Below are 21110 nucleotides of genomic sequence, written 5' to 3'. Positions count from 1 at the left end.
CTACAGGAGTGGCACCGCGCAAAGAATAACGAGGTAATCAATGAGCAACGAAATCAAAGCACAAGTCGTTGTGCTGGGTTCTGGTCCGGGGGGTTACTCCGCGGCCTTCCGTGCCGCCGATCTCGGTCTGGACACCGTCATCGTTGAGCGTTACAGCACCCTGGGCGGTGTCTGTCTGAATGTGGGCTGTATTCCTTCCAAAGCCCTGCTGCACGTTGCCAAGGTCATTGACGAAGCCAACACCATGGAAAGCCACGGTGTCACCTTCGGCAAGCCTGAAGTCGATCTCGACAAGCTGCGTGAGCACAAGAACAAGGTGCTGGGTCAGCTGACCGGCGGCCTGGCTGGCATGGCCAAAATGCGTAAGGTCAAAGTTGTGCAGGGCTTCGGTAAATTCACCGGTGCCAACACCCTGGAAGTCGAAGGTGAAGGCGGCAAGACCACCATCAACTTCGAGCAGGCCATCATTGCTGCCGGCTCCCGTCCCATCAACCTGCCGTTCATTCCGCAGGACGAGCGGATTTGGGACAGCACCGGCGCCCTCGAACTGCGCTTCATCCCCAAGAAAATGCTGGTGATGGGCGGCGGTATCATCGGCCTGGAAATGGGCACCGTCTACAAAGCCCTGGGCAGTGAAATCGACGTAGTTGAAATGTTCGACCAGCTGGTACCGGCTGCCGACAAAGACGTCATCAAGATCTTCACCAAGCGCATCAGCAAAAAAATGAACCTGATGCTGGAAACCAAGGTGACTGCCGTAGAAGCCAAAGAAGACGGCATCTACGTCACCATGGAAGGCAAGAACGCCCCGGCTGAGCCCGTGCGTTACGACGCCGTGCTGGTGGCTATCGGCCGTACTCCTAACGGCAAACTCATCGATGCCGACAAAGCCGGCGTCAACGTTGACGAGCGTGGCTTTATCGCTGTCGACAAACAAATGCGTACCAACGTGTCCAACATCTTCGCCATCGGCGATATCGTTGGTCAGCCGATGCTGGCCCACAAAGCCGTGCACGAAGGTCACGTGGCGGCTGAAGTGGCCTCCGGCCTCAAGCACTACTTCGACCCGAAAGTCATTCCGTCCATCGCCTATACCGATCCGGAACTGGCCTGGGTTGGCCTGACCGAGAAAGAAGCCAAAGAGAAAGGCATCCAGTACGAAGTGTCCAACTTCCCCTGGGCAGCCAGCGGCCGTGCCATCGCCTCCGATACTTCTGACGGCATGACCAAGCTGATTTTCGACAAGAACACCCACCGCATCATCGGCGGCGCTACTGTGGGTAGCAACGCTGGCGAACTGCTGGGTGAAATTGGCCTGGCCATCGAGATGGGCTGCGACGCCGAAGACATCGCGCTGACCATCCACGCTCACCCGACTCTGCACGAGTCCGTGGGTCTGGCTGCCGAGGTTTACGAAGGGTCCATCACCGACCTGCCGAACCCCAAGGCCAAGAAGAAGAAATAAGCCTCTTGTTGATGCGAAAAAGCCGCCCACCGGGCGGCTTTTTTATTGGCTGGGCTTGGGCACTAATCGCTGGCCGGGGCGCGCTCAACAAAAAGCCCCGGCAGGTGAACCTCGCCGGGGCTTTTTTGCGCCTAAAAGAGGCTCAGCCGTTCTATCAAAGCAAGGTGTTGATATGGCCGACCTTACGGCCCGGCCTCGGTTCCTTGTTGTACCAATGGACCTTGCCGTTGCCGGCCAGCCATTGGTAGTCCAAGGCCACCCCAATGAGGTTATCCATGCGGGTGGGCACCCAGGTCAGTTTTTCAGGGAGCGGCAGGCCGGCCACGGCGCGAAGGTGCAGCTCGAACTGGCAGACGTTGGCACCGTCCTGGCTCCAATGGCCGGAGTTGTGCACCCGTGGTGCCATCTCGTTGATGAGCAGCTTGTCGCCACAATCAAAGAGTTCAACCGCCATCACCCCCACGTAACCCAGGTGGTCCATCAGGGTGCCGAGGATACGCTCGGCCTCCGCCTGCCATTTGCCGGCCTCTGCGGCCGGGGCCTGGGTCTCTACCAGGATGCCGTCCTTGTGGATGTTTTCCACCACAGGGTAGAACAGCTTGCGGCCGTCCGCGCCACGCACGCCGACGATAGACACTTCCCGGCTAAAGGGGATCATGGCTTCGGCGATGCAGTCAGCCTCGGATACAAAGCCAGGCTCACTGACTCGCCACTGGCCCTTGCCGTCGTAACCGCCCTGGCGGGCTTTGACCACCAGCTTGCTGCCGATATCCCTCAGCAGCGGGTCGGCAGACTCGCCGGTGTTGAGCTCGCCCCAAGGGGCGGTGGGCAGACCCAGCTCGTCGTAGAGCTTTTTCTGGGGCAGGCGGTCACTCACCAATTGGTAGGTGGCCAGGTTCAGCAGCACGCCGTGAAACGGGGTCTGGGGCAGCAGCTCGCGCTCGGCGGTCACCCAGTCGAAGTCGCTGGGGCCGGTGTCACCACGGGCGTCCATCTCGGTGCCGAAGAAATAGCGGTGGGTGTCGGGGCAGTAGCGCCACAGCTCAATGCCCAGGCGCCAGGCTACTTCGCCCATCATGGCGCCAAGCTGGCCGGCGCCAATCACCAGGCCCTTCATGCCGGCAGCCTCGGGTCGGGGTTGGCCAGCACCGCCTCGGTTTGTTCTTTACGAAAATCATCCAGGTGCGCCGCTACTTTGGCGTCGTGCAGGGCGACGATCTGTGCGGCCAAGAGCCCGGCGTTGGCGGCTCCGGCGGCACCTATGGCCAGGGTGCCAACGGCAATGCCCTTGGGCATCTGCACTATGGACAGCAGGCTGTCGAGGCCAGACAGGGCCTTGCTCTGCACCGGCACGCCCAGTACCGGCAGCGGCGTCATGGACGCAATCATACCCGGCAGGTGGGCGGCGCCACCGGCACCGCCGATGATCACATGAAAGCCTTTGTCTTGGGCGCCCTTCGCGAATTCCACCAGCTTTTCCGGGGTACGGTGGGCGGATACCACTTCAACATGGTGGGGCACGCCCAGGCGGTCCAGCATCTCTGAGGCGCCTTTCATGGTTTCCCAGTCAGAGCGTGAGCCCATCACGATAGCGACTTTCATAGGATCTCCAGCAGTTTTTAACCAAGGGAAAACGGTTGCGGGGCGGCATTATACCCGCTGCTTTGCAAGATCGCTTCCCTCAGTTGCCTCCCTCTGCCCCTGCTCTCAACTAAACAGTGTTCGTTTATCGAGTGTAAATCTATGCCGTAATAAAATATCGGTAAAATCTGAGTATTAGGTTGTAGTGATGCTGTATGCACCCTTGTCGCCGGGGCGTCTGGGCCTGGCCCGGCTCATCTATCCCGGGCATTCCGCCCGAGCTTTGAAAAAGCGGTTACTGTTCCTGGGGCGCAGCCTGGTTCACCACCAGGCCTACCAGGACACCCAGGCACTCTTTGCCTCTCCCCATTTCCAACCGGTTTTGCGCCGCCACTTGCGGGCTATCGAGAAGGCCTTCAAGCCCTACCTGATGGCGGGCTTGAGCCCGGCCCGGCGCTTCGCCCTGTTGGCGGGCCACTACCGGCTGGTGGCCGAGCGCTGGGACCAGGGGCAATTGGTCACATTCTTAAAAGATGGTTTGACCCTGGCTGAGCTGGACGGTCCGCAAGGGCAGGGGATGGTGGTGCGCTTGGCGTACCTGACCCAGTTTCAACGGGAAGGGGAATTGACCCTGGTGCTGGAAGTGCAGCAGGAGCGCTTCTACTCCGCCACTTTTTCCCTGGTCAGTAATGAACAGGGGCAAACCGGGCTCAGGGTCGGTTGTCTGCAAGGCCCCGGCCGCGACAGCAGCCTCGGGGAGGAGCAGATCCGTGCTCTGACCCGCCATTGCCACGGGATCAGGCCCAAGGCGCTGATGGTGCAGTTGCTATCCATACTGGCTCAGGCCTGGTCCTGCCGCTTTATTGAAGCGGTCTCCAATAAGGGGCATATCTTTGCCAGCCGCCGCTACCAGCGTAAAGGCAAGTTGAAAACGGACTATGACGCCCTCTGGGCCGAAAGCGGCGGCGTGGCTGCCGGTGAGGCACTTTGGCAATTGCCACTGCTGGCACCCCGTAAGGATCTGGAGTCGGTCGCCAGCAAGAAACGCAGCCAATACCGCAAGCGCTATCAGTGGTTGGATGAACTGGCGATGCAATGCCAGCAACACCTGCCGGGCTGACTCTTGGATTTTCCCTTTGGGCTCACTAACCTAGGCTGGTGTCGATAAAGGGAATTTTCCATGCGCCTTACGCTGTTGCTCGCCCTGCTGCTGTCTTGCCTGGCCCAAGCCGAAGTCAAAGAACAACCGCGCCCCAAGATTGCCTTGGTATTGGCTGGCGGCGGCGCCAGGGGAGCGGCCCATGTGGGGGTGCTCAAGGTGCTGGAGGCCAACCGCATCCCGGTGGACATGGTCACAGGTACCTCCATGGGGGCCTTTGTTGGCGGCCTGTATGCCTCGGGCAAAAGCGCCGACGAGATAGACAGTCTGATGCGCCAGTTGAACTGGAGCCAGGGTTACCAGGAAGATCCCGGCCGCAGCGCCCAGAGCCTTCGTAAGAAGGAACAGCGTGACCGCTTTCAATTGGGGCTGAACCTGGGCCTGAGTGACGACGGCCAATTGAAAGTACCCAAAGGCCTGCTGCAAGGACAGGCCATGGTGTCATTGGTGCGCCAGAGCCTGGGGGACCTGCCCAATTTTCAAAGCTTTGACGAGCTGCCAATCCCTTTTCGCTGTGTCGCTACCAACATTGAGAACAAGGATGCTGTCGTGATGGACCACGGCAATCTGGCCCAGGCTCTGCAAGCCTCCATGGCGGTGCCGGGGATCCTCAGGCCGGTGGAACGGGATGGCCTCCTGCTGGTGGATGGCGGCGTGGTAAACAACATGCCAGTGGATGTGGCCAAGGCCATGGGCGCCGATATTGTTATCGCCGTAGACGTCAATTCCCCTTTCCATGACCGCCAGGATCTGGATTCGGCCCTGGCCATCATGGACCAGCTTTCGCGTTTCTTGGTGCGTGACAACATGGACAGGCAAAAGGCCCTGCTTGGGGACCGTGATCTGCTGATAAAGCCGCAGTTGGAGTCTGTCTCCATGCTGGACTTTCACCTGGTGGGGGCTGCCGTCGATGCCGGGGAACAGGCTACCCTGGCCTGGCTGGACAAGCTGCGCCCCCTGGCTCTGCCCGAGGCCCAGTACCAGGCCTGGCGGCGCCAGCACAGCGCCGGGGGCCAGGTGCTGACCATCGACGCCATTGTCATCGACAGCGACGCCGGCTTTGACCATCGCTGGATGCGCGAACAGCTGGGTGTCAAAGCCGGTGCTCCCTATAACCAACAGCAATTGGATCTGGGCATTAACCGGCTCTACGCTACTGAGCTGTTCGAGCGGATCGATTACGAGCTGGTGGAGCAGGAAGGCAAAAGGGTGTTGAGGGTCAAGGCCAGGGAGCGCTCCTGGGGGCCAGGTTACCTGAACTTCCGGCTGGCGGTAGAAGACAACTTTACCGACGCCTCGGACTATCAATTGGGCATGTCCTATACCCGTACCAACCTGTCCAGCCTGGGTGCCGAGTGGCATAACGAGGTGGAGCTGGGCCTGGTTAAAAGGGCCATGACCGAGCTGTACTGGCCTTTTGACGCCGACCAGGATTTCTTTGCCCTGGGTAACCTGGAGTTTCGCAAGCAACCCCTGAGGGAGGTCCTGGCCCAGGACCAGGGCAATGTGCTGATCGAAGTGAACCGCAAGAGCACTACCTACAAGGCAGCCCTGGGGAGCAACTTCAACCGCTGGTCCCGCATCAAACTGGGGTGGCGCTACGTGGACGGTTCCCTGGAAGACGATCTGGGCATCTTCCTGCCGCCCATCAGCGGCAGCCGCCAGCTGAACTACCAGCAAAGTGGCCCTTTCCTGCTTTGGCAGCAAGACACCTTGGACAGCAGGACCTTTCCCCGCCGTGGCCAGCGCTGGGAGCTGGAGCTGCGCCGCACCCGCGACCAACTGCTAGGCAATAGCAGCAGCAACTCGTATTTCCTGGGCAAATGGCAGGGGGCCTTGTCCAGCGGCCCCCACGCCCTGGCGTTCGAGGTGCAGGCCGGCTCCTACTTCAATGACGATGCCTCGCCCCTGGACAGTTTCGAGCTGGGGGGATTTCGGAAACTCTCGGGTTTTGGTCGCCTGGCTCTGTCGGGCAACCATATGCGTTTTGCGTCCCTGGATTACAGCTACCGTTTGTTTGAGAACAACTTCGGCTTCTTTAAAAGCCCGGTATTCCTGGGAATGACCCTTGAAGGCGGTAATACCTGGGACAGGCGGGACCAGATCAGCATGGGAGACCTGGTCAAGGCGGCCAGTCTTTATGCCGGTATCGACAGTCCCATAGGCCCGTTGTTCTTTGCCTATGGCCAGAACAGCGAGGACGAGTCCAGCTTCTACTTTGCGTTAGGCGCCGACTTCTGATCTTGTTGCCCGGTTTTTGCATTTTTGTGATTTCCTTGGCGGCTGTCGTTTAACAGACGGCTGAACCCCGGTGACAAAGGATGATAAACTGAGCGAACGATCCTGCCCCCAGGGCCTCTGTATGTGGCGATGGCTTACAGGGTTGCTGCTGTGCTTTTGCGCCAGTGCCGCAGCCCTAACCAACGATGTGATAATACGCCAATGGACGGCTCAACAAGGTCTACCAAACGGATGGGTCAATGCCCTGCTGGAAGATGGCCACGGCAATCTTTGGGCCGGCACCCCTGACGGCCTCTATCGACTGACCCAGTCCAAGGCGCTGGCAGTGCCCATGGCACCCGGCCTGGACCAGATGGTCAACACCCTGGTCAAAGACGACCAGGGCTTCTTTGTGGGCACCGCCAATGCCCTGCTGCACTGGTCTCTCGGTAACGGTCTTGAAACCCTGGCGACGGCCCAACAGCAGCCGCTGCTGAGCCCAGGCGGCGTCCTGGCTGCAACCCTACATAAGGGTGAACTCTGGGCGCTGCTGGGATCGCGCAAGCTGGCGCTGTGGCACCATGGGCAGCTTAGCCTGGATGCCGGTGTCGGCATCGACGAGAACTGGCGCCAACTCACCAGTGACGGCCGCCATCTTTTCCTGCTGTCGTTACGCCAGGTGCTGGCATATGACCCCGAAGAGGGTAAAGCCCAACCCTTGGCCTGGGACAAAAGCCGTTATGGCAGTCCCAAAGACCTGGTGGTGGATCGCCAAAAGCGGCTCTGGCTGACGTCGGAAAAGGGCCTGTTCCAGCTCAAGCTGGGGCCGGACGGTTGGCAGGTGCTGCCGCAAATACAGGGGCACTACTTCCGCTCCCTGGCCGAGGACGCCAAAGGCGGCTTCTACCTGACGGGCCGCTACGGCATCCAGTACTACCATCCCGACAGCCGCCAACTGGTCGACTATGGCGAGCTTATCAAGGCACAGACACAGATTGAGGGCCTGGTCGCCATCACTGTGGACCGCAACGGCCTGGTTTGGGCCGGGGCCTTGGGGGAAGGTGTGCTGATGTTGGCCAACAAGGCCACCCTTCCTTTGGCAAGTTACAGCCGCCGCAGTGATCCTGCCCTCTCTTCGGACGTGGTTTGGGGGGTATTGCCCCAGCCTGACGGCACCCTCTGGCTGGCGACAGATGCTGGCCTTGAAAAACTGTCTGCCGGGGCGCACCGCCTTTACCGGCCAGCCGATTTCAGCATCAACGACGGCTTCTTTGCCGTTACCCCCTTCGGGGACAGGCTGGCGGTGTGCGGCCTGCCGGGCTTTTACCTCTTTGACCCCCAAACAGAAAGTTTTAGCCGGCCCTTGGAAGGCAGCAACTGGCAGGGCCGAACCTGCTTGAACCTGCAGAATGATGGCGACAGCCTGATGATAGGGGGCATGGACAGCCTGTTACGTTGGCGGCCAGGGCAGGTGGAAGGCTGGCTGTCAGATACCAACGGCAAGCCCTTGGACTCGGTGAAGGTTTTCGCCCGCCAGGGAGAGCGTTTCTGGGGGGCCGGCGCCGCCGGCCTGCTGTATCAGGAACAAGGCCAATGGACACCGGTGCAGGACCTGCCGGGTCGCCGGCTCAATGCCATAGAACCCCTCGGAGACCACCAACTGCTGATGGGCTTCGATAAGGAAGGGCTCTGGCGCCTGGACTGGGGCGGCGCTGAACCCCAATGGACCAACCTCAGCGCCCTTTGGGATCTGCCCAGCCAGGCCATATTCTTTATCCGCCGTGACGGGGACCGTCTTTACCTTGGCATGCAGAACACCCTGGTGCTGGTCCATCATCCAGAACAGCCGGCACCTGTGGTGGAAGCCTTCTTCGAGGAGGACGGCCTGCCCGACGACGAGCTGAACGAAGGGGCGGCCAAGGTGGGGGATGACGGTACCCTCTGGGTCGGTACCGCCAAAGGGGTCGCCGCCTTTGCCCGTGACAGCTTGCGCCATCGCCAGCAATACGAAGACAGTGGCGTGGTGTTTCTGCAAAGCCGCAGCAGTGGCGGCAAGGGCGGGCTCTATTGGGACATGAATAAACTGCCGCAGCTGCCGGCCGACCTGGGTGTGCTGCATATCCAATTGGGCTCCCAGGACTATGCTTCCAGCCGGGTACCCCAATTTCGCTACCAGGTGTCGGACGACAGCGAGCCCGTCACCCTCTACTCAGAGTCTCCCATAGTGCTGGGCAGCCTCGACCACGGTTGGCACAGCATCAAGGTTTGGCACACCACCTCTGGGCGCTGGCGGCCCGAGCCGCAAATACTGCGCTTTGCCATCGACACTCCCTGGTATCGCAGTTACCCCTTCTTCAGCGCCCTTGGCCTGCTGTTGTTGGTGCTCAGCCTGCTGTTTGCCCAGCAGCGCCGCCGCCAGCAACAACGGCTCCACAAGGCCTTCAAACTGGCCAAAGATTCCGAGCAGCAGCTGCGCCTGGCCATGTTCGGTGCCAACGCCAATACCTGGAGCTGGCTGGCCGAGAGCAACAGTTTTGATATCCACAGGCCCGAAAGCGAATTTGCGTCGGCAGACGGCAATGTCCACTTTGCCATGGACAAGGTACCTATCCACCCCGACGACAGGGACAGGGTTTTCGCCGCCTGGAACCAGCACCTGGCAGGGCAATCTTCAAGATACGACGTGGAATATCGGGTGATGGTCAACAACCAGATCCGCTGGATGCACGTGATCGGCCGCATCGTCGACGTGGACGAACAAGGGCGTGCCCAGCGTATTTCCGGTATCTACCAGGACATCACCGAGCGCAAGCACCTGGAAGGGGAGGTCAACCTCTATGCCAGGGCCTTTGAAAACACCGCCGAAGGGGTGCTTATCCTCGGGGCTGGCCGGGAGATCCTCTCCGGCAACCCGGCGGTAGAACGGATTTGCGGTTACGACAGGGACCAGCTTATCGGCCATCCTCTGACCTTCCTGCTGCCCGGCGAGTTCCTGGATGGCGACCTTTGGCAACAGGTATACCGCAGCGGTGCCTGGACCGGGGAAACCACCCTTATTCGTCAGGATGGCAGCAGCTGTGCCCTCTGGCTCAACGTTACCGTCATGGACGACAAGGCCTCGGCCAGCCGCCATTTCGTGGTGGTCTTCTCCGACATGACCGAGCGCAAGGCCGCCGAGTCCGAACTCAGGCGCCTGGCCAACTATGATGTGCTGACCGGCCTGCCCAACAGGGCCATGTTCATGCAGCGCCTGGGCCAGGCCCTGGCTACGGCCCGCAGCCACGACCAGCGCCTGGCCTTGCTGTTTATGGATCTCGACAGGTTTAAAACGGTCAACGACACCTATGGCCACAGGGTAGGGGATGGCCTGTTGATCGAAGCGGCCAACCGCCTGCAAGAGGTGGTGGGTGACAGGGACACGGTGGCGCGTCTGGGGGGCGACGAGTTTGTGGTGATCATCCACGAGGTGGAAAGCACCGAGCAGCTCATCCCTCTGTGTGAAGCCCTGCTGAGCACCCTGGCCGAACCTTTCAGCGTCTATGGGCGCCAGTTCTTCCTGTCCACCAGCATCGGCATCAGCCTCTACCCGGACGATGGCCGCGAGCCCGAGGCCCTGCTGCGCAACGCCGACATGGCCATGTACCACGCCAAAGACGAAGGCCGGAACAACATGCAGTTCTACTGCCACAGGCGTAACCAGGAAGCCATGCAGTTGATGCAGCTGGAAGCCGACCTGCGCCTGGGGCTGGAGCGTGAAGAGTTCTTCGTGGTCTACCAGCCCCAGGTGGATGTGCTGGAAGGGGAGATAGTGGTGGCCCTGGAGGCCCTGGCCCGCTGGCGTCATCCCACCCAAGGCCAGGTCAGCCCGGATGTTTTTATCAAGGTGGCGGAGAATACCGGCCTGATTGCCGCACTGGACGGCCTGGTGCTGCGCCAGGCGGTAGCGGCCATCAGCGAGCTCAACAAGGAAAGGCGCAAACCCCTGACCTTAAGCGTCAACATCTCGGCAGCCCATTTCCGCCAGCACGATTTCGTAGCCCAGGTCCGCCAGGTATTGGACGACACCGGCCTGAAACCGGCCCTGCTGTGCCTGGAGATCACCGAATCGACCCTGATGCGGGAAGTGGGCACCGCCAAGGAACACCTGTCGGCCCTTCGCAAGCTGGGGGTGTCGGTGGCGGTAGACGACTTCGGTACCGGCTATTCTTCACTGGCCTACCTGAAGCAGTTCGAGGTCAACGAACTGAAAGTGGACAAGTCCTTTGTCAGCGACCTGACCGACAGCGAGGCCGACGCCGCCATAGTGCGCTCGGTGGTGGACCTGGCCCGCAACCTGGGGCTCAAGGTGGTGGCCGAGGGCGTGGAGACCGAAGAACAGCTGGATCTGTGCCTGGCCCTGGGCTGCTATCGGGTGCAGGGGTTCTACTATGCCCGCCCCATGGCGCTGCCCGACTTGAAGTCCTGGCTACTCGACTGGAAAGCCAGGCAGGCAAGCTGAAACATTTGCTAAAGAAGAGGGACTTTGCGGGCCAGGTCAGCCTTTGTACCATGGCCCGTTGTCATCATAAGAAATCACACCAAGGAACATGGACATGACCAAACTCAGTCACCTGGCGATGGCCGTGGCGCTCGGCCTTGGCCTGGCCGCCTGTGCCCAGCAAAGCGAAGCACCTGCCGCTCCCCAAGCCACCACTCAGCAAGCTGTTGCCCTGAGCTCCGGTATCGAGCTGGCCAACTTCGACAAGAGCGTTTCCCCCAAGCAGGACTTCTACCACTACGTCAACGGGACCTGGCTGAAGAGCACCCCCATCCCGGCTGACAAGTCCAACTACGGCTCTTTCTCCAAGCTGTATGAAGACAGCCAAAACGCCCTTAAGAGCATCATCGAAGAAGCGGCTGCCAAGCAAAACGCGGCTACCGATTCCAACGACCAGAAGATCGGCGACTTCTACAAGTCTTACATGAACACCGATCTGGTTGAAAAGCTGGGTCTGACCCCCATCAAGGGTGAACTCAGCGCCATCCGCGCCCTGGACAGCCATGCCGGCGTATCCAGTGAAATGGGTAAACTGGCCCTGCAGGGCGTGACCCTGCCGTTCGGTTTCTACGTCTACGCCGACGCCAAGAGTTCTACCGAAAACGCCGCTTACGTAGACCAGTCCGGCCTGGGCCTGCCCAACCGTGACTACTACCTGGACAAGTCCGACAAATACCAGCAGATCCGCCAGGCCTACCAGGCCTACATCAGCGACCAGTTGAAAAACGCCGGTTTCGACAACACCGAACAGCGCGCCAAGGACATCCTGGCCCTGGAAACCAAGCTGGCCGAGGCCCAGTGGGACAAGGTCAAGAACCGCGATCCCAACGCCACCTACAACAAGGTGTCTTCCGCCGAACTGGCCAAGACCCTCAAGAGCTTCTACTTCGACCAGTACGCCAAGGCTTCTGGCCTGGACGCCGCCCATGAACTGGTGGTCGGCCAGCCGTCCTACTTTGAAGACTTCGGCAAGCTGTTCGGCAAGGTGCCGGTCAAAACCTGGCAGTCCTACCTGGCTTTCCACCTGGTGGACAACTACGGTGAGCTGCTGCCCAAGCAGATTGCCGACCGCCACTTCGAGTTCCACGGCAAGCTGCTGTCCGGCACCGAAGAGCAATCCCCCCGCTGGAAGCAGGCGGTCGACGCCACCGACAGCGTGCTGGGCATGATGGTGGGCAAAGAGTATGTGGCCCGTAACTTCAAGTCTGAAGCCAAAGCCCGTATGGAAAAGCTGGTTGCTAACCTGCTCAAAGCCTACGGTGAGTCCATCGACGGCCTGGAGTGGATGAGCCCCGACACCAAGGTGGCTGCCAAAGCCAAGTTGGCCAAGTTCACCCCCAAGATCGGCTACCCCGACAAGTGGAAGTCCTACGACGGCCTGGAAATCAAAGCCGACCAACTGCTGGGCAACTTCCGCCGTTACGCCGCGTTCGAATACAACAAGATGCTGGACAAGCTGGGCAAACCGGTTGACCGCAGCGAGTGGGGCATGACGCCGCAAACCGTCAACGCCTACTACAACCCGGTAGCCAACGAAATCGTGTTCCCGGCCGCCATACTGCAGCCGCCCTTCTTTGATCTGAACGCCGACGACGCCGTCAACTACGGCGGTATCGGTGCCGTTATCGGCCACGAAATAGGTCACGGCTTCGACGACTCCGGTGCCAACTTCGACGGCGACGGCAACCTGCGCAACTGGTGGACCGAGACCGACCTGAAGAAATTCAAGGAGCGTACCGGCCAACTGGCAGCCCAATACGATGCCTTCCATCCCTTCCCCGATGCCCATGTCAACGGCAGCTTCACCCTGGGTGAAAACATCGGTGACCTCGGTGGCCTGTCCATGGCCTACAAGGCCTACAAGATGAGCCTGAACGGCAAGGAAGCCCCGGTAATGGACGGCTTCACCGGCGACCAACGCTTCTTTATCGGTTGGGCCCAGGTATGGCGTCGCAACTACCGCGAAGCCGAGCTGCGCAAGCGTCTCAACACCGACCCCCACAGCCCCAGCCAGTACCGCGCCAACGGTACTGTGGGCAACATCCCCGCTTTCTACGATGCCTTCGGCATCAGCGAAGGCGACCAGATGTACGTAGCGCCGGATAAACGCGTGAAGATCTGGTAAGCGTAAAAATGGTAAAAAGAACCTTCAGCTGAAGGTGAAACAGCCTCCCTCGGGAGGCTGTTTTGTTGATATCCCGGGAGAGAACAATGAGAAAAGCCCTAATACCGCTGGCCTTGTCGGTGGTGCTGAGTGCCTGTGCCATGACAGAACAGGCCGCCCAGACCCCAGTGCCTGCCGCCAAGGCGGATATCCAGGTCACCGCCCCGGTCCGCGACGCCAGCGGCCACCCGGCCCTGGAGCAGATCATGAGCGATCCCCAATGGATCGCCCGCAGCCCAGAGCAAGCCTTTATCGGCGCCGACGGCCAGACCTATTTTTGGCAGCAGCGTGAAAAGAGTGCCCTGTACGACCTGATGACCATCAAAGGCGGCCAGGTGCAAAAAGTGGCTGACGCCGACCGTTACCTGCATGTGGCCGGTGGCGTCTGGCAAGGCCAGCGCTATGCCTACATCTTTGAGGGCAACCTCTACCTGGCCGAGGGCGGCAAGGTTCGCCAGCTCACCGCCAGTGCCGACCGGGACGCCAACCCCCAGTTCCTGCAAGATGGCCGTATCGCCTTCCAGCGCGGCCAGGCCTTTTATGCCCTAGACCCGGCCAATGGCCTGGTGCGGCTGCTGGCAGAACTGAAAAACGGCAAGGCCCCGGTCAAGGTCAAGGAACCCAAGGGTTACCTGGCCGAAGAACAGCACAAGCTGATCAAGTGGGTGGCCCAGAACCACGACAAGAAAAAGGCCAGGGTTGCCGAGGAGGAGAAACTCCAGGCCGCCAACCCCACCGCCAACCCCGAACCCTTCTACCTGGGTGAAGGCCGCCGCCTGGTGGAGATGAGCCTTTCCAAGGACGGCAAGCACCTGGTGCTGGTCAGCGAAGCCGATCAGAAAGACAGAAGCGACACCGACGTCATGCCCAACTACCTGGGAGACAGCGGTGAAGTGGAAGTGCGCAAGGTGCGCCAGCGCGTCGCCGACTGGCAGCCCAACCCCCAGGTCTTTGTATTGATAGACCTTGCCAGCCGCAAGGAAACCGAACTCAAGCTGGCTGACCTGCCGGGCATCGACACCGATCCCCTGGCCAAGGTACGGGCCGAGAACCGCAAAGCCGGCTTTAAGGTGGACGACTTCAAAGGCCCCCGCGCCGTGCAGCTGATGCAGGATTGGGGCTGGAGCCAATCGGCCATCCAATGGAGCGACAGCGGCAAGCTGGCCCTGCTACTGGAAGCCCAGGACAACAAGGACCGCTGGCTGGTGACCGCCGATCTCGACAGCGGCAAGCTGGCCACCCAACATCGCCTCCATGACGACGCCTGGGTCAACTATGACTTCAACGATTTCGGCTGGCTCAAAGACGACAGCCTCTGGTACCAGTCCGAAGAGTCCGGCTACAGCCACCTCTACCTCAAGCCTTGGGGCGCCAAGGCCCGGGCCCTGACTAAAGGCGCCTTCGAGGTCAGTGAACCGGTGCTGAGCAAGGATGAGAAGAGCTTCTTCTTCAAGGCCAACGTCAAGCACCCGGGCATCTACGAGATCTACAAGCTGGATATCGCCAGTGGCACGCAACAGGCCCTGACCGACCTGGACGGCATGACCGACTACGTGCTGAGCCCGGATCAAAAGACCCTGCTGCTGACCCACTCCAAGGTGCTGAACCCGCCGGAGCTTTACAGCCTGAGCGCCGCCGGTGGCCAGCCCAAGCAGCTGACCCACACCGTCACCGACGCCTTTGCCAAGAGCCCCTGGACCGCGCCCAAGATAGTGGCGGTTCCGTCCAGCCACGGCCAGCAACCGGTCTACGCCAAGGTTTACCTGCCCAAGGATTTCGACCCGGCCAAGCAATATCCGGCCGTGGTGTTCAACCATGGCGCCGGCTACCTGCAGGAAGTGCACCTGGGCTGGAGCGGTTACTTCCGCGAGTTCATGTTCAGCAGCCTGCTGACCACCAAGGGTTACGTGGTACTGGACATGGACTACCGGGCCTCCAAGGGCTACGGCCGCGACTGGCGCACCGCCATCTATCGCCAGATGGGTACCCCCGAGGTGGAAGATCTGCAGGATGGCGTCAACTACCTGGCCAGCCACTTCGGAGTGGACAAGGGCAGGGTAGGGACCTTCGGTGGCTCCTACGGCGGCTTTTTGACCTTCATGAGCATGTATACCGCCCCTGACTTGTTCAAGGCCGGTGCGGCGCTGCGCCCCGTGGCCGATTGGTCCCACTACAACGCGCCCTATACCTCCAACATCCTCAACCTGCCGGGCAACGACCCCCTGGGGTACCAGCGCAGCTCCCCCATCTACCATGCCCAGAACCTCAAGGGTCAACTGCTGATCATGTCCGGCATCTTGGATGACAACGTCTTCTTCCAAGATTCGGTACGCATGGTCCAGCATCTGATTGAGCTTCATAAGACCAATCACTTCAGCATGGCCCCCTATCCGGTAGAGCCCCATGGTTTCCGTGAGCCCTCCAGCTGGCTCGACGAATACCAGCGTATCCTCAACCTGATGGACGCCAACCTCAAGTAAGCAGGCCCTGGCCTTGCTGCACCAACGCCGCCCTCTGGGCGGCGTTTTTTGTTGGAGTAAAAATTCAAATCTGGTCACAAAATCGCTATAATCGCCGCACCTCCACGGGCGTGGCCCGAAAGACAAACCGGTGGGCCCAGGGGTCTGCCATACAAGAGGATCGAGTCGTGCTAGAAGCCTATCGCAAGCATGTTGAAGAACGCGCCGCCCAAGGCGTTGTGCCAAAGCCCCTTTCTGCCGAGCAAACTGCCCAACTGGTAGACTTGCTGAAGAATCCCCCCGCTGGTGAAGAAGCCTTCCTGCTGGATCTGCTGGAAAACCGTATTCCCCCTGGTGTTGACGAAGCCGCTTACGTAAAAGCCGGTTTCCTGGCTGCCGTGGCTCAAGGCCAGGCCCAGTCCCCCATCGTTTCCAAAGAGAAAGCCACCGAACTGCTGGGCACCATGCAGGGCGGCTACAACATCGAGCCGCTGATCGCCCTGCTGGACGACAGCGCCCTGGCCCCCATCGCCGGCAAGGCTCTGTCCCACACCCTGCTGATGTTCGACGCCTTCCACGATGTGGTTGAGAAAATGAAAGCCGGCAACGCCATCGCCAAGCAGGTGGTAGAGTCCTGGGCCGAGGCTGAGTGGTTCAAAGCCCGCAACGCCGTTGCCGAGAAGATCACCGTCACTGTATTCAAGGTGCCCGGCGAAACCAACACCGACGACCTGTCTCCTGCCCAGGACGCCTGGTCCCGCCCGGACATCCCGCTGCACGCCCTGGCCATGCTGAAAATGGCCCGCCCCGGCATCGACCCGGATAAAGACGGCGAAATCGGCCCCATCACCACCATCGACAAGCTCAAAGAAAAAGGCTTCCCCCTGGCCTACGTGGGTGACGTTGTCGGTACCGGTTCTTCCCGTAAGTCTGCCACCAACTCTGTGCTGTGGTTCATGGGCGACGATATCCCCAACGTGCCCAACAAGCGCGCTGGTGGCGTCTGCCTGGGTGGCAAAATCGCCCCGATCTTCTTCAACACCATGGAAGATGCCGGCGCCCTGCCCATCGAAGTGGACGTCTCCAAGCTGGAGATGGGCGATGTCATCGACATCCTGCCCTATGAAGGCAAAGTGGTTCGCCACGACAGCGGCGAAGTGCTGGCCCAGTTCGAACTGAAAACCGACGTGCTGCTGGACGAAGTGCGCGCCGGCGGCCGTATTCCGCTGATCATCGGCCGTGGCCTGACCGACAAGGCCCGTGAAGCCCTGGGCCTGGGTCATTCCACCGAATTCCGCCGCGCTGCTGCCGTGCAAGAGTCCAACAAAGGCTACACCCTGGCCCAGAAAATGGTCGGTAAAGCCTGTGGCGTTAAAGGCGTGCGCCCTAACCAGTACTGCGAACCCAAGATGACCACCGTCGGTTCCCAGGACACCACGGGTCCTATGACCCGTGACGAACTGAAAGACCTGGCCTGCCTGGGCTTCAGTGCCGACTTGACCATGCAGTCCTTCTGTCACACCGCTGCTTATCCCAAGCCGGTTGACGTCGAGACCCACCACACCCTGCCCGACTTCATCATGAACCGTGGCGGCGTGTCCCTGCGTCCGGGCGACGGTGTTATCCACTCCTGGCTGAACCGCATGCTGCTGCCCGACACTGTCGGCACCGGCGGTGACTCCCACACCCGTTTCCCCATCGGTATCTCCTTCCCGGCCGGCTCCGGCCTGGTGGCCTTTGCCGCTGCTACCGGCGTTATGCCCCTGGACATGCCCGAGTCTGTGCTGGTGCGCTTCAAAGGCGAAATGCAGCCTGGCATCACCCTGCGCGACCTGGTCCATGCCATCCCTTACGCCGCCATCCAGAAAGGCCTGCTGACCGTTGAGAAGCAAGGCAAGAAGAACATCTTCTCCGGCCGCGTTCTGGAAATCGAAGGCCTGCCGACCCTGAAGGTAGAGCAAGCCTTCGAACTGGCCGATGCTACCGCCGAGCGTTCCGCTGCCGGCTGTACCATCAAGCTGGATAAAGAGCCGATCATCGAGTATCTGCAGTCCAACATCATCATGCTCAAGTGGATGATCAGCGAAGGCTACGGCGACCGTCGTACCATCGAGCGCCGCATCACTTCCATGGAAGAGTGGATCGCCAACCCCGAGCTGATGGAAGCCGATGCCGACGCCGAATACGCCGAAATCATCGAGATCGATCTGGCCGACATCAAGGAGCCTATCCTGTGCGCGCCGAACGACCCTGACGATGCCCGCCTGCTGTCCGAAGTGACCGGCGACGCCATCGACGAGGTGTTCATCGGTTCCTGTATGACCAACATCGGTCACTTCCGCGCTGCCGGTAAGCTGCTGAACAAGTTCAACGGCCAGCTGCAGACCCGCCTGTGGATCGCCCCGCCCACCAAGATGGACCGCGACCAACTGACCGAAGAAGGCTACTACAGCATCTTCGGCCGCTCCGGTGCCCGCATCGAGATCCCCGGCTGCTCCCTGTGTATGGGTAACCAGGCCCGCGTTGGTGACAACACCACCGTCGTGTCCACTTCTACCCGTAACTTCCCCAACCGTCTGGGTAAAGGCGCCAACGTCTACCTGGCTTCTGCCGAGCTGGCTGCCGTTGCCGCCATCCTGGGCAAGCTGCCTACCCCGGCCGAGTACCTGGAGTACGCCCGTGAGCTGGACGCCACTGCCGCTGACACCTACCGCTACCTGAACTTCGATCAACTGCCCCAGTACACCAAGAAAGCTGAGGAAGTGATCATCCAGGCTGCCGTGTAAGGCCAAGCCCTTGAAAAACCCCGCTTCGGCGGGGTTTTTTTTGGCCGTAGCCAAGGTCCGGCCAGCAAAAGGGGATCTCAGCCGGGCTTGGCCCTTGTCGCTTTACCTTAATGAACCCTGGCAATGCCGGATGGCGAGGGAGACTTTGATTGGTAAATACGATAGAATGCCAGGCGTAAATATGGAAAAGGAGATTGAATGAAGCTGAATAAGACCCTGCCCGCCCTTTTTGTCCTGGCCTCCGCCAGCCTCTTTGCCAAAGACATGCAGACCGATGATGTCCTGGCCGTCGTCAACGACGGCAGCATCAAACCCTTCGACCAGCTGCACGCCGACCTGCTCAACGCCTTTCCCGGTGCTCGTATCAAAGATGCCCAACTGCTGGCCCTCGGCGAGGGTTACCAGTACCGCCTGCAGATCCGCACCCAGGACGCCCAGGCCAAACAGGTACTGATGGACGCCGGCAGCGGCCAGATCCTTGGCGCCCAGCCCCTGTCCTGAGTAAAATGGCGCCCCCATCGAGGTGAGGCACCATGGAATACCAATTCAGCCACAACCCCTTTACCGGCCGCCACCAGGTGCGCATGGAATACGGTTTTGCCGCCTTTGGCCGCTTTATCGAAGATGAGCTGGGTGCCGACCTTAGCCTTGCGGCGCCGCTGATTGCGGCCCTTGCCAGCCAGGGCAGCCACCGCTTTGATGGCCGGGAATGGACCCTGGTATTGGAGGAAGGGGAGCTGGCTCTGCAGCACCACAGCCTTGGCCAAGATCAAGAGGATGTGGACCCCGACCTGGATCTTGATGACACCGATCTGATGGGCCATTGCGGCCTGGAAGACGGCCTGCAACTTTTCCGCGCCTGGTGTGCCTTCATTGCACCAGCTTAGTGCATTAGCGATCCCTACTGGTGCAGTATTGGACGCTGAATAAATGCTCTAAATTTCAACATGCTGATTACATTGCGTTTTCTTCGTTGGCACGGCCCTTGAAATAGTCAAGGTCTGTCAACAAGGAGGAAAGGCGATGAAAAAGGTCACCGCCATTATCAAGCCCTTCAAGCTCGATGATGTTCGTGAAGCCCTGACTGAAACCGGGGTGCACGGCCTCACCGTGAGTGAAGTGCGCGGCTTCGGCCGTCAAAGGGGCCACACCGAGCTGTATCGTGGCGCCGAATACCGCATTGATTTCCTGCCCAAGGTGCAGTTGGACATCCTGGTTACCGCCAGTCAGGTCGATCTCGTCATCGATGCCATCCTCAAGGCAGCCCAAACCGGCAAGGTCGGCGACGGCAAGATCTGGGTCCAGGACCTGGAAACCGTGGTCCGTATCCGAACTGAAGAGCGCGACGAAGACGCCATCTAAGCTCGTCCCCCCAACGAGAATAATTTTTAGGAGAGGATAATGGATCAACCTTCAATACAAATTGCCTACGCGCTCGACACCTTTTACCTGTTGGTATCGGGCGCTTTCGTGATGTGGATGGCTGCCGGCTTCGCCATGCTTGAAGCGGGCCTGGTTCGGGCCAAGAACACCACCGAGATCCTGACCAAAAACGCGGTGTTGTTCGCCATTGCCTGCGTGATGTACATGCTCTGTGGCTACAACATCATGTACCCCGGTGAAGCGGTTAACAGCATCTGGCCCGGCATCAGCTTCCTGATCGGCGGCGACCACAGCGTGGAAACCGTGCTGGCCGGCGGCGACGATGCCCCCGTCTATTCCGGCATGGCCGATTTCTTCTTCCAGGTGGTGTTCGTGGCTACCGCCATGTCGGTGGTGTCCGGCGCCGTTGCCGAACGCATGAAGCTGTGGGTGTTCCTGGCTTTTGCCGTGGTGCTGACCGGCTTTATCTACCCCATCGAAGGCTTCTGGAAATGGGGCGGCGGCTTCCTCGACCAAATGGGCTTCTTGGACTTTGCCGGTTCCGGCATAGTGCACCTGACCGGCGCTTCTGCGGCCCTGGCCGGCGTGTTGCTGCTGGGTGCCCGCAAAGGCAAGTACGGCAAGAACGGCGAGATCAACGCCATTCCCGGCTCCAACCTGCCTCTGGCCACCCTGGGTATGTTCATCCTGTGGATGGGTTGGTTCGGCTTTAACGGCGGTTCGGAGCTGAAAGTCTCCAACATCGACGAAGCCAACGCCGTGGCCAAGGTGTTCGTGAACACCAACATGGCCGCTGCCGGTGGTCTGATTGCCGCCCTGGTCACCGCCAAGCTGCTGTTCGGCAAAGCGGACTTGACCATGGCCATCAACGGCGCCCTGGCCGGCCTGGTTGCCATCACCGCCGAACCCCTAACGCCCAGCCCACTGCTGGCCACCGCCATCGGTGTGGTGGGGGGTATTCTGGTGGTGTTCTCCGTTATCGGCCTGGACAAGCTGCGTATCGATGACCCTGTGGGTGCCATTTCGGTGCATGGCACCGTCGGTATTTGGGGTGTGTTGGCGGTACCGTTGAGCAACGCCGAAGCCATCTTCACCGTGCAGCTGATCGGTGTGGCCAGCATCTTCGCCTGGGTCTTCATCACGTCCTTCGTGGTCTGGTTCGTCCTCAAGAAAGTGGTTGGCCTGAGGGTCACCGAGGAAGAAGAGTACGAGGGTGTGGATATGGCCGAGTGCGGTATGGAAGCCTATCCCGAGTTCAAGATAAGCAAGTAAGGAAAAGGGCGCCTTGGCGCCCTTTTTTCAACGGAACAGGTCGTTGATCATCTTCAGGGTGTCGCGGATATGGCTGAGGCGGGG

Annotated in this window: 13 protein-coding genes; 11 read left to right on the top strand and 2 right to left on the bottom strand. The window is 60.3% G+C overall.

Annotated elements, in window-relative coordinates; genetic code table 11:
- The first annotated feature begins 40 nt into the window (after window positions 1-40).
- Window positions 41-1465 carry a dihydrolipoyl dehydrogenase gene (gene lpdA, locus B3C1_RS12360; RefSeq protein ID WP_008485190.1) on the top strand — a complete coding sequence of 475 codons (1425 nt, stop codon included), beginning with the start codon at window positions 41-43 and terminating at the stop codon, window positions 1463-1465.
- Window positions 1466-1619: 154 nt separating this feature from the next.
- Here the strand turns inward: lpdA and B3C1_RS12355 are convergent, their stop codons facing one another.
- The gene (locus tag B3C1_RS12355; protein ID WP_008485189.1) at window positions 1620-2582 is read right to left on the bottom strand and encodes an ATP-grasp domain-containing protein; all 963 of its coding nucleotides are present in this window, start codon (window positions 2580-2582) and stop codon (window positions 1620-1622) included.
- A complete protein-coding gene (gene purE / locus B3C1_RS12350) occupies window positions 2579-3067 on the bottom strand; it encodes a 5-(carboxyamino)imidazole ribonucleotide mutase (protein ID WP_008485188.1) in 489 nt (162 codons plus the stop codon). Before purE ends, B3C1_RS12355 begins: the two co-directional genes overlap by 4 nt.
- 187 nt (window positions 3068-3254) lie before the next feature.
- Here purE and B3C1_RS12345 point away from each other — a divergent pair, with 187 nt between their 5' ends.
- From B3C1_RS12345 to B3C1_RS12300, 10 genes are all read left to right on the top strand, one after another.
- Window positions 3255-4166: a VirK/YbjX family protein gene (locus tag B3C1_RS12345; RefSeq protein WP_008485187.1), complete on the top strand. Its 912-nt coding sequence runs from the start codon at window positions 3255-3257 to the stop codon at window positions 4164-4166.
- A 60-nt stretch (window positions 4167-4226) separates the two neighbouring features.
- Window positions 4227-6446: a patatin-like phospholipase family protein gene (locus B3C1_RS12340; protein ID WP_008485184.1), complete on the top strand. Its 2220-nt coding sequence runs from the start codon at window positions 4227-4229 to the stop codon at window positions 6444-6446.
- A 121-nt stretch (window positions 6447-6567) separates the two neighbouring features.
- A complete protein-coding gene (locus B3C1_RS12335) occupies window positions 6568-10923 on the top strand; it encodes an EAL domain-containing protein (protein WP_083858327.1) in 4356 nt (1451 codons plus the stop codon).
- A gap of 94 nt (window positions 10924-11017) precedes the next feature.
- Window positions 11018-13087: a M13 family metallopeptidase gene (locus tag B3C1_RS12330; protein WP_008485182.1), complete on the top strand. Its 2070-nt coding sequence runs from the start codon at window positions 11018-11020 to the stop codon at window positions 13085-13087.
- 86 nt (window positions 13088-13173) lie between these two features.
- Complete coding sequence (locus B3C1_RS12325) at window positions 13174-15606, top strand: S9 family peptidase (RefSeq protein WP_008485181.1); 2433 nt, start codon at window positions 13174-13176, stop codon at window positions 15604-15606.
- Between the two features lie 167 nt (window positions 15607-15773).
- Window positions 15774-18371: a bifunctional aconitate hydratase 2/2-methylisocitrate dehydratase gene (gene acnB, locus B3C1_RS12320; protein ID WP_008485179.1), complete on the top strand. Its 2598-nt coding sequence runs from the start codon at window positions 15774-15776 to the stop codon at window positions 18369-18371.
- A 198-nt stretch (window positions 18372-18569) separates the two neighbouring features.
- Entirely contained in the window at window positions 18570-18872 is a 303-nt protein-coding gene (locus tag B3C1_RS12315; protein WP_008485177.1) for a PepSY domain-containing protein, read from the top strand.
- A 32-nt stretch (window positions 18873-18904) separates the two neighbouring features.
- Window positions 18905-19258, top strand: coding sequence for a YacL family protein (locus tag B3C1_RS12310; protein WP_008485176.1), 354 nt, complete (start codon window positions 18905-18907; stop codon window positions 19256-19258).
- Window positions 19259-19394: 136 nt separating this feature from the next.
- Window positions 19395-19733 (top strand): P-II family nitrogen regulator, encoded by a 339-nt coding sequence (locus B3C1_RS12305; RefSeq protein WP_008485175.1) that lies wholly within the window; start codon window positions 19395-19397, stop codon window positions 19731-19733.
- A 39-nt stretch (window positions 19734-19772) separates the two neighbouring features.
- Window positions 19773-21026, top strand: a complete 1254-nt coding sequence (locus B3C1_RS12300; RefSeq protein ID WP_008485174.1) for an ammonium transporter — start codon at window positions 19773-19775, stop codon at window positions 21024-21026.
- The last annotated feature ends 84 nt before the right edge of the window (window positions 21027-21110 follow it).

Origin of the sequence: Gallaecimonas xiamenensis 3-C-1 (assembly GCF_000299915.1) — a bacterium.
Classification (GTDB): domain Bacteria; phylum Pseudomonadota; class Gammaproteobacteria; order Enterobacterales; family Gallaecimonadaceae; genus Gallaecimonas; species Gallaecimonas xiamenensis.
Note: the sequence above shows the minus strand (reverse complement) of the source record. Positions and strands in the feature narration are given on the sequence as shown.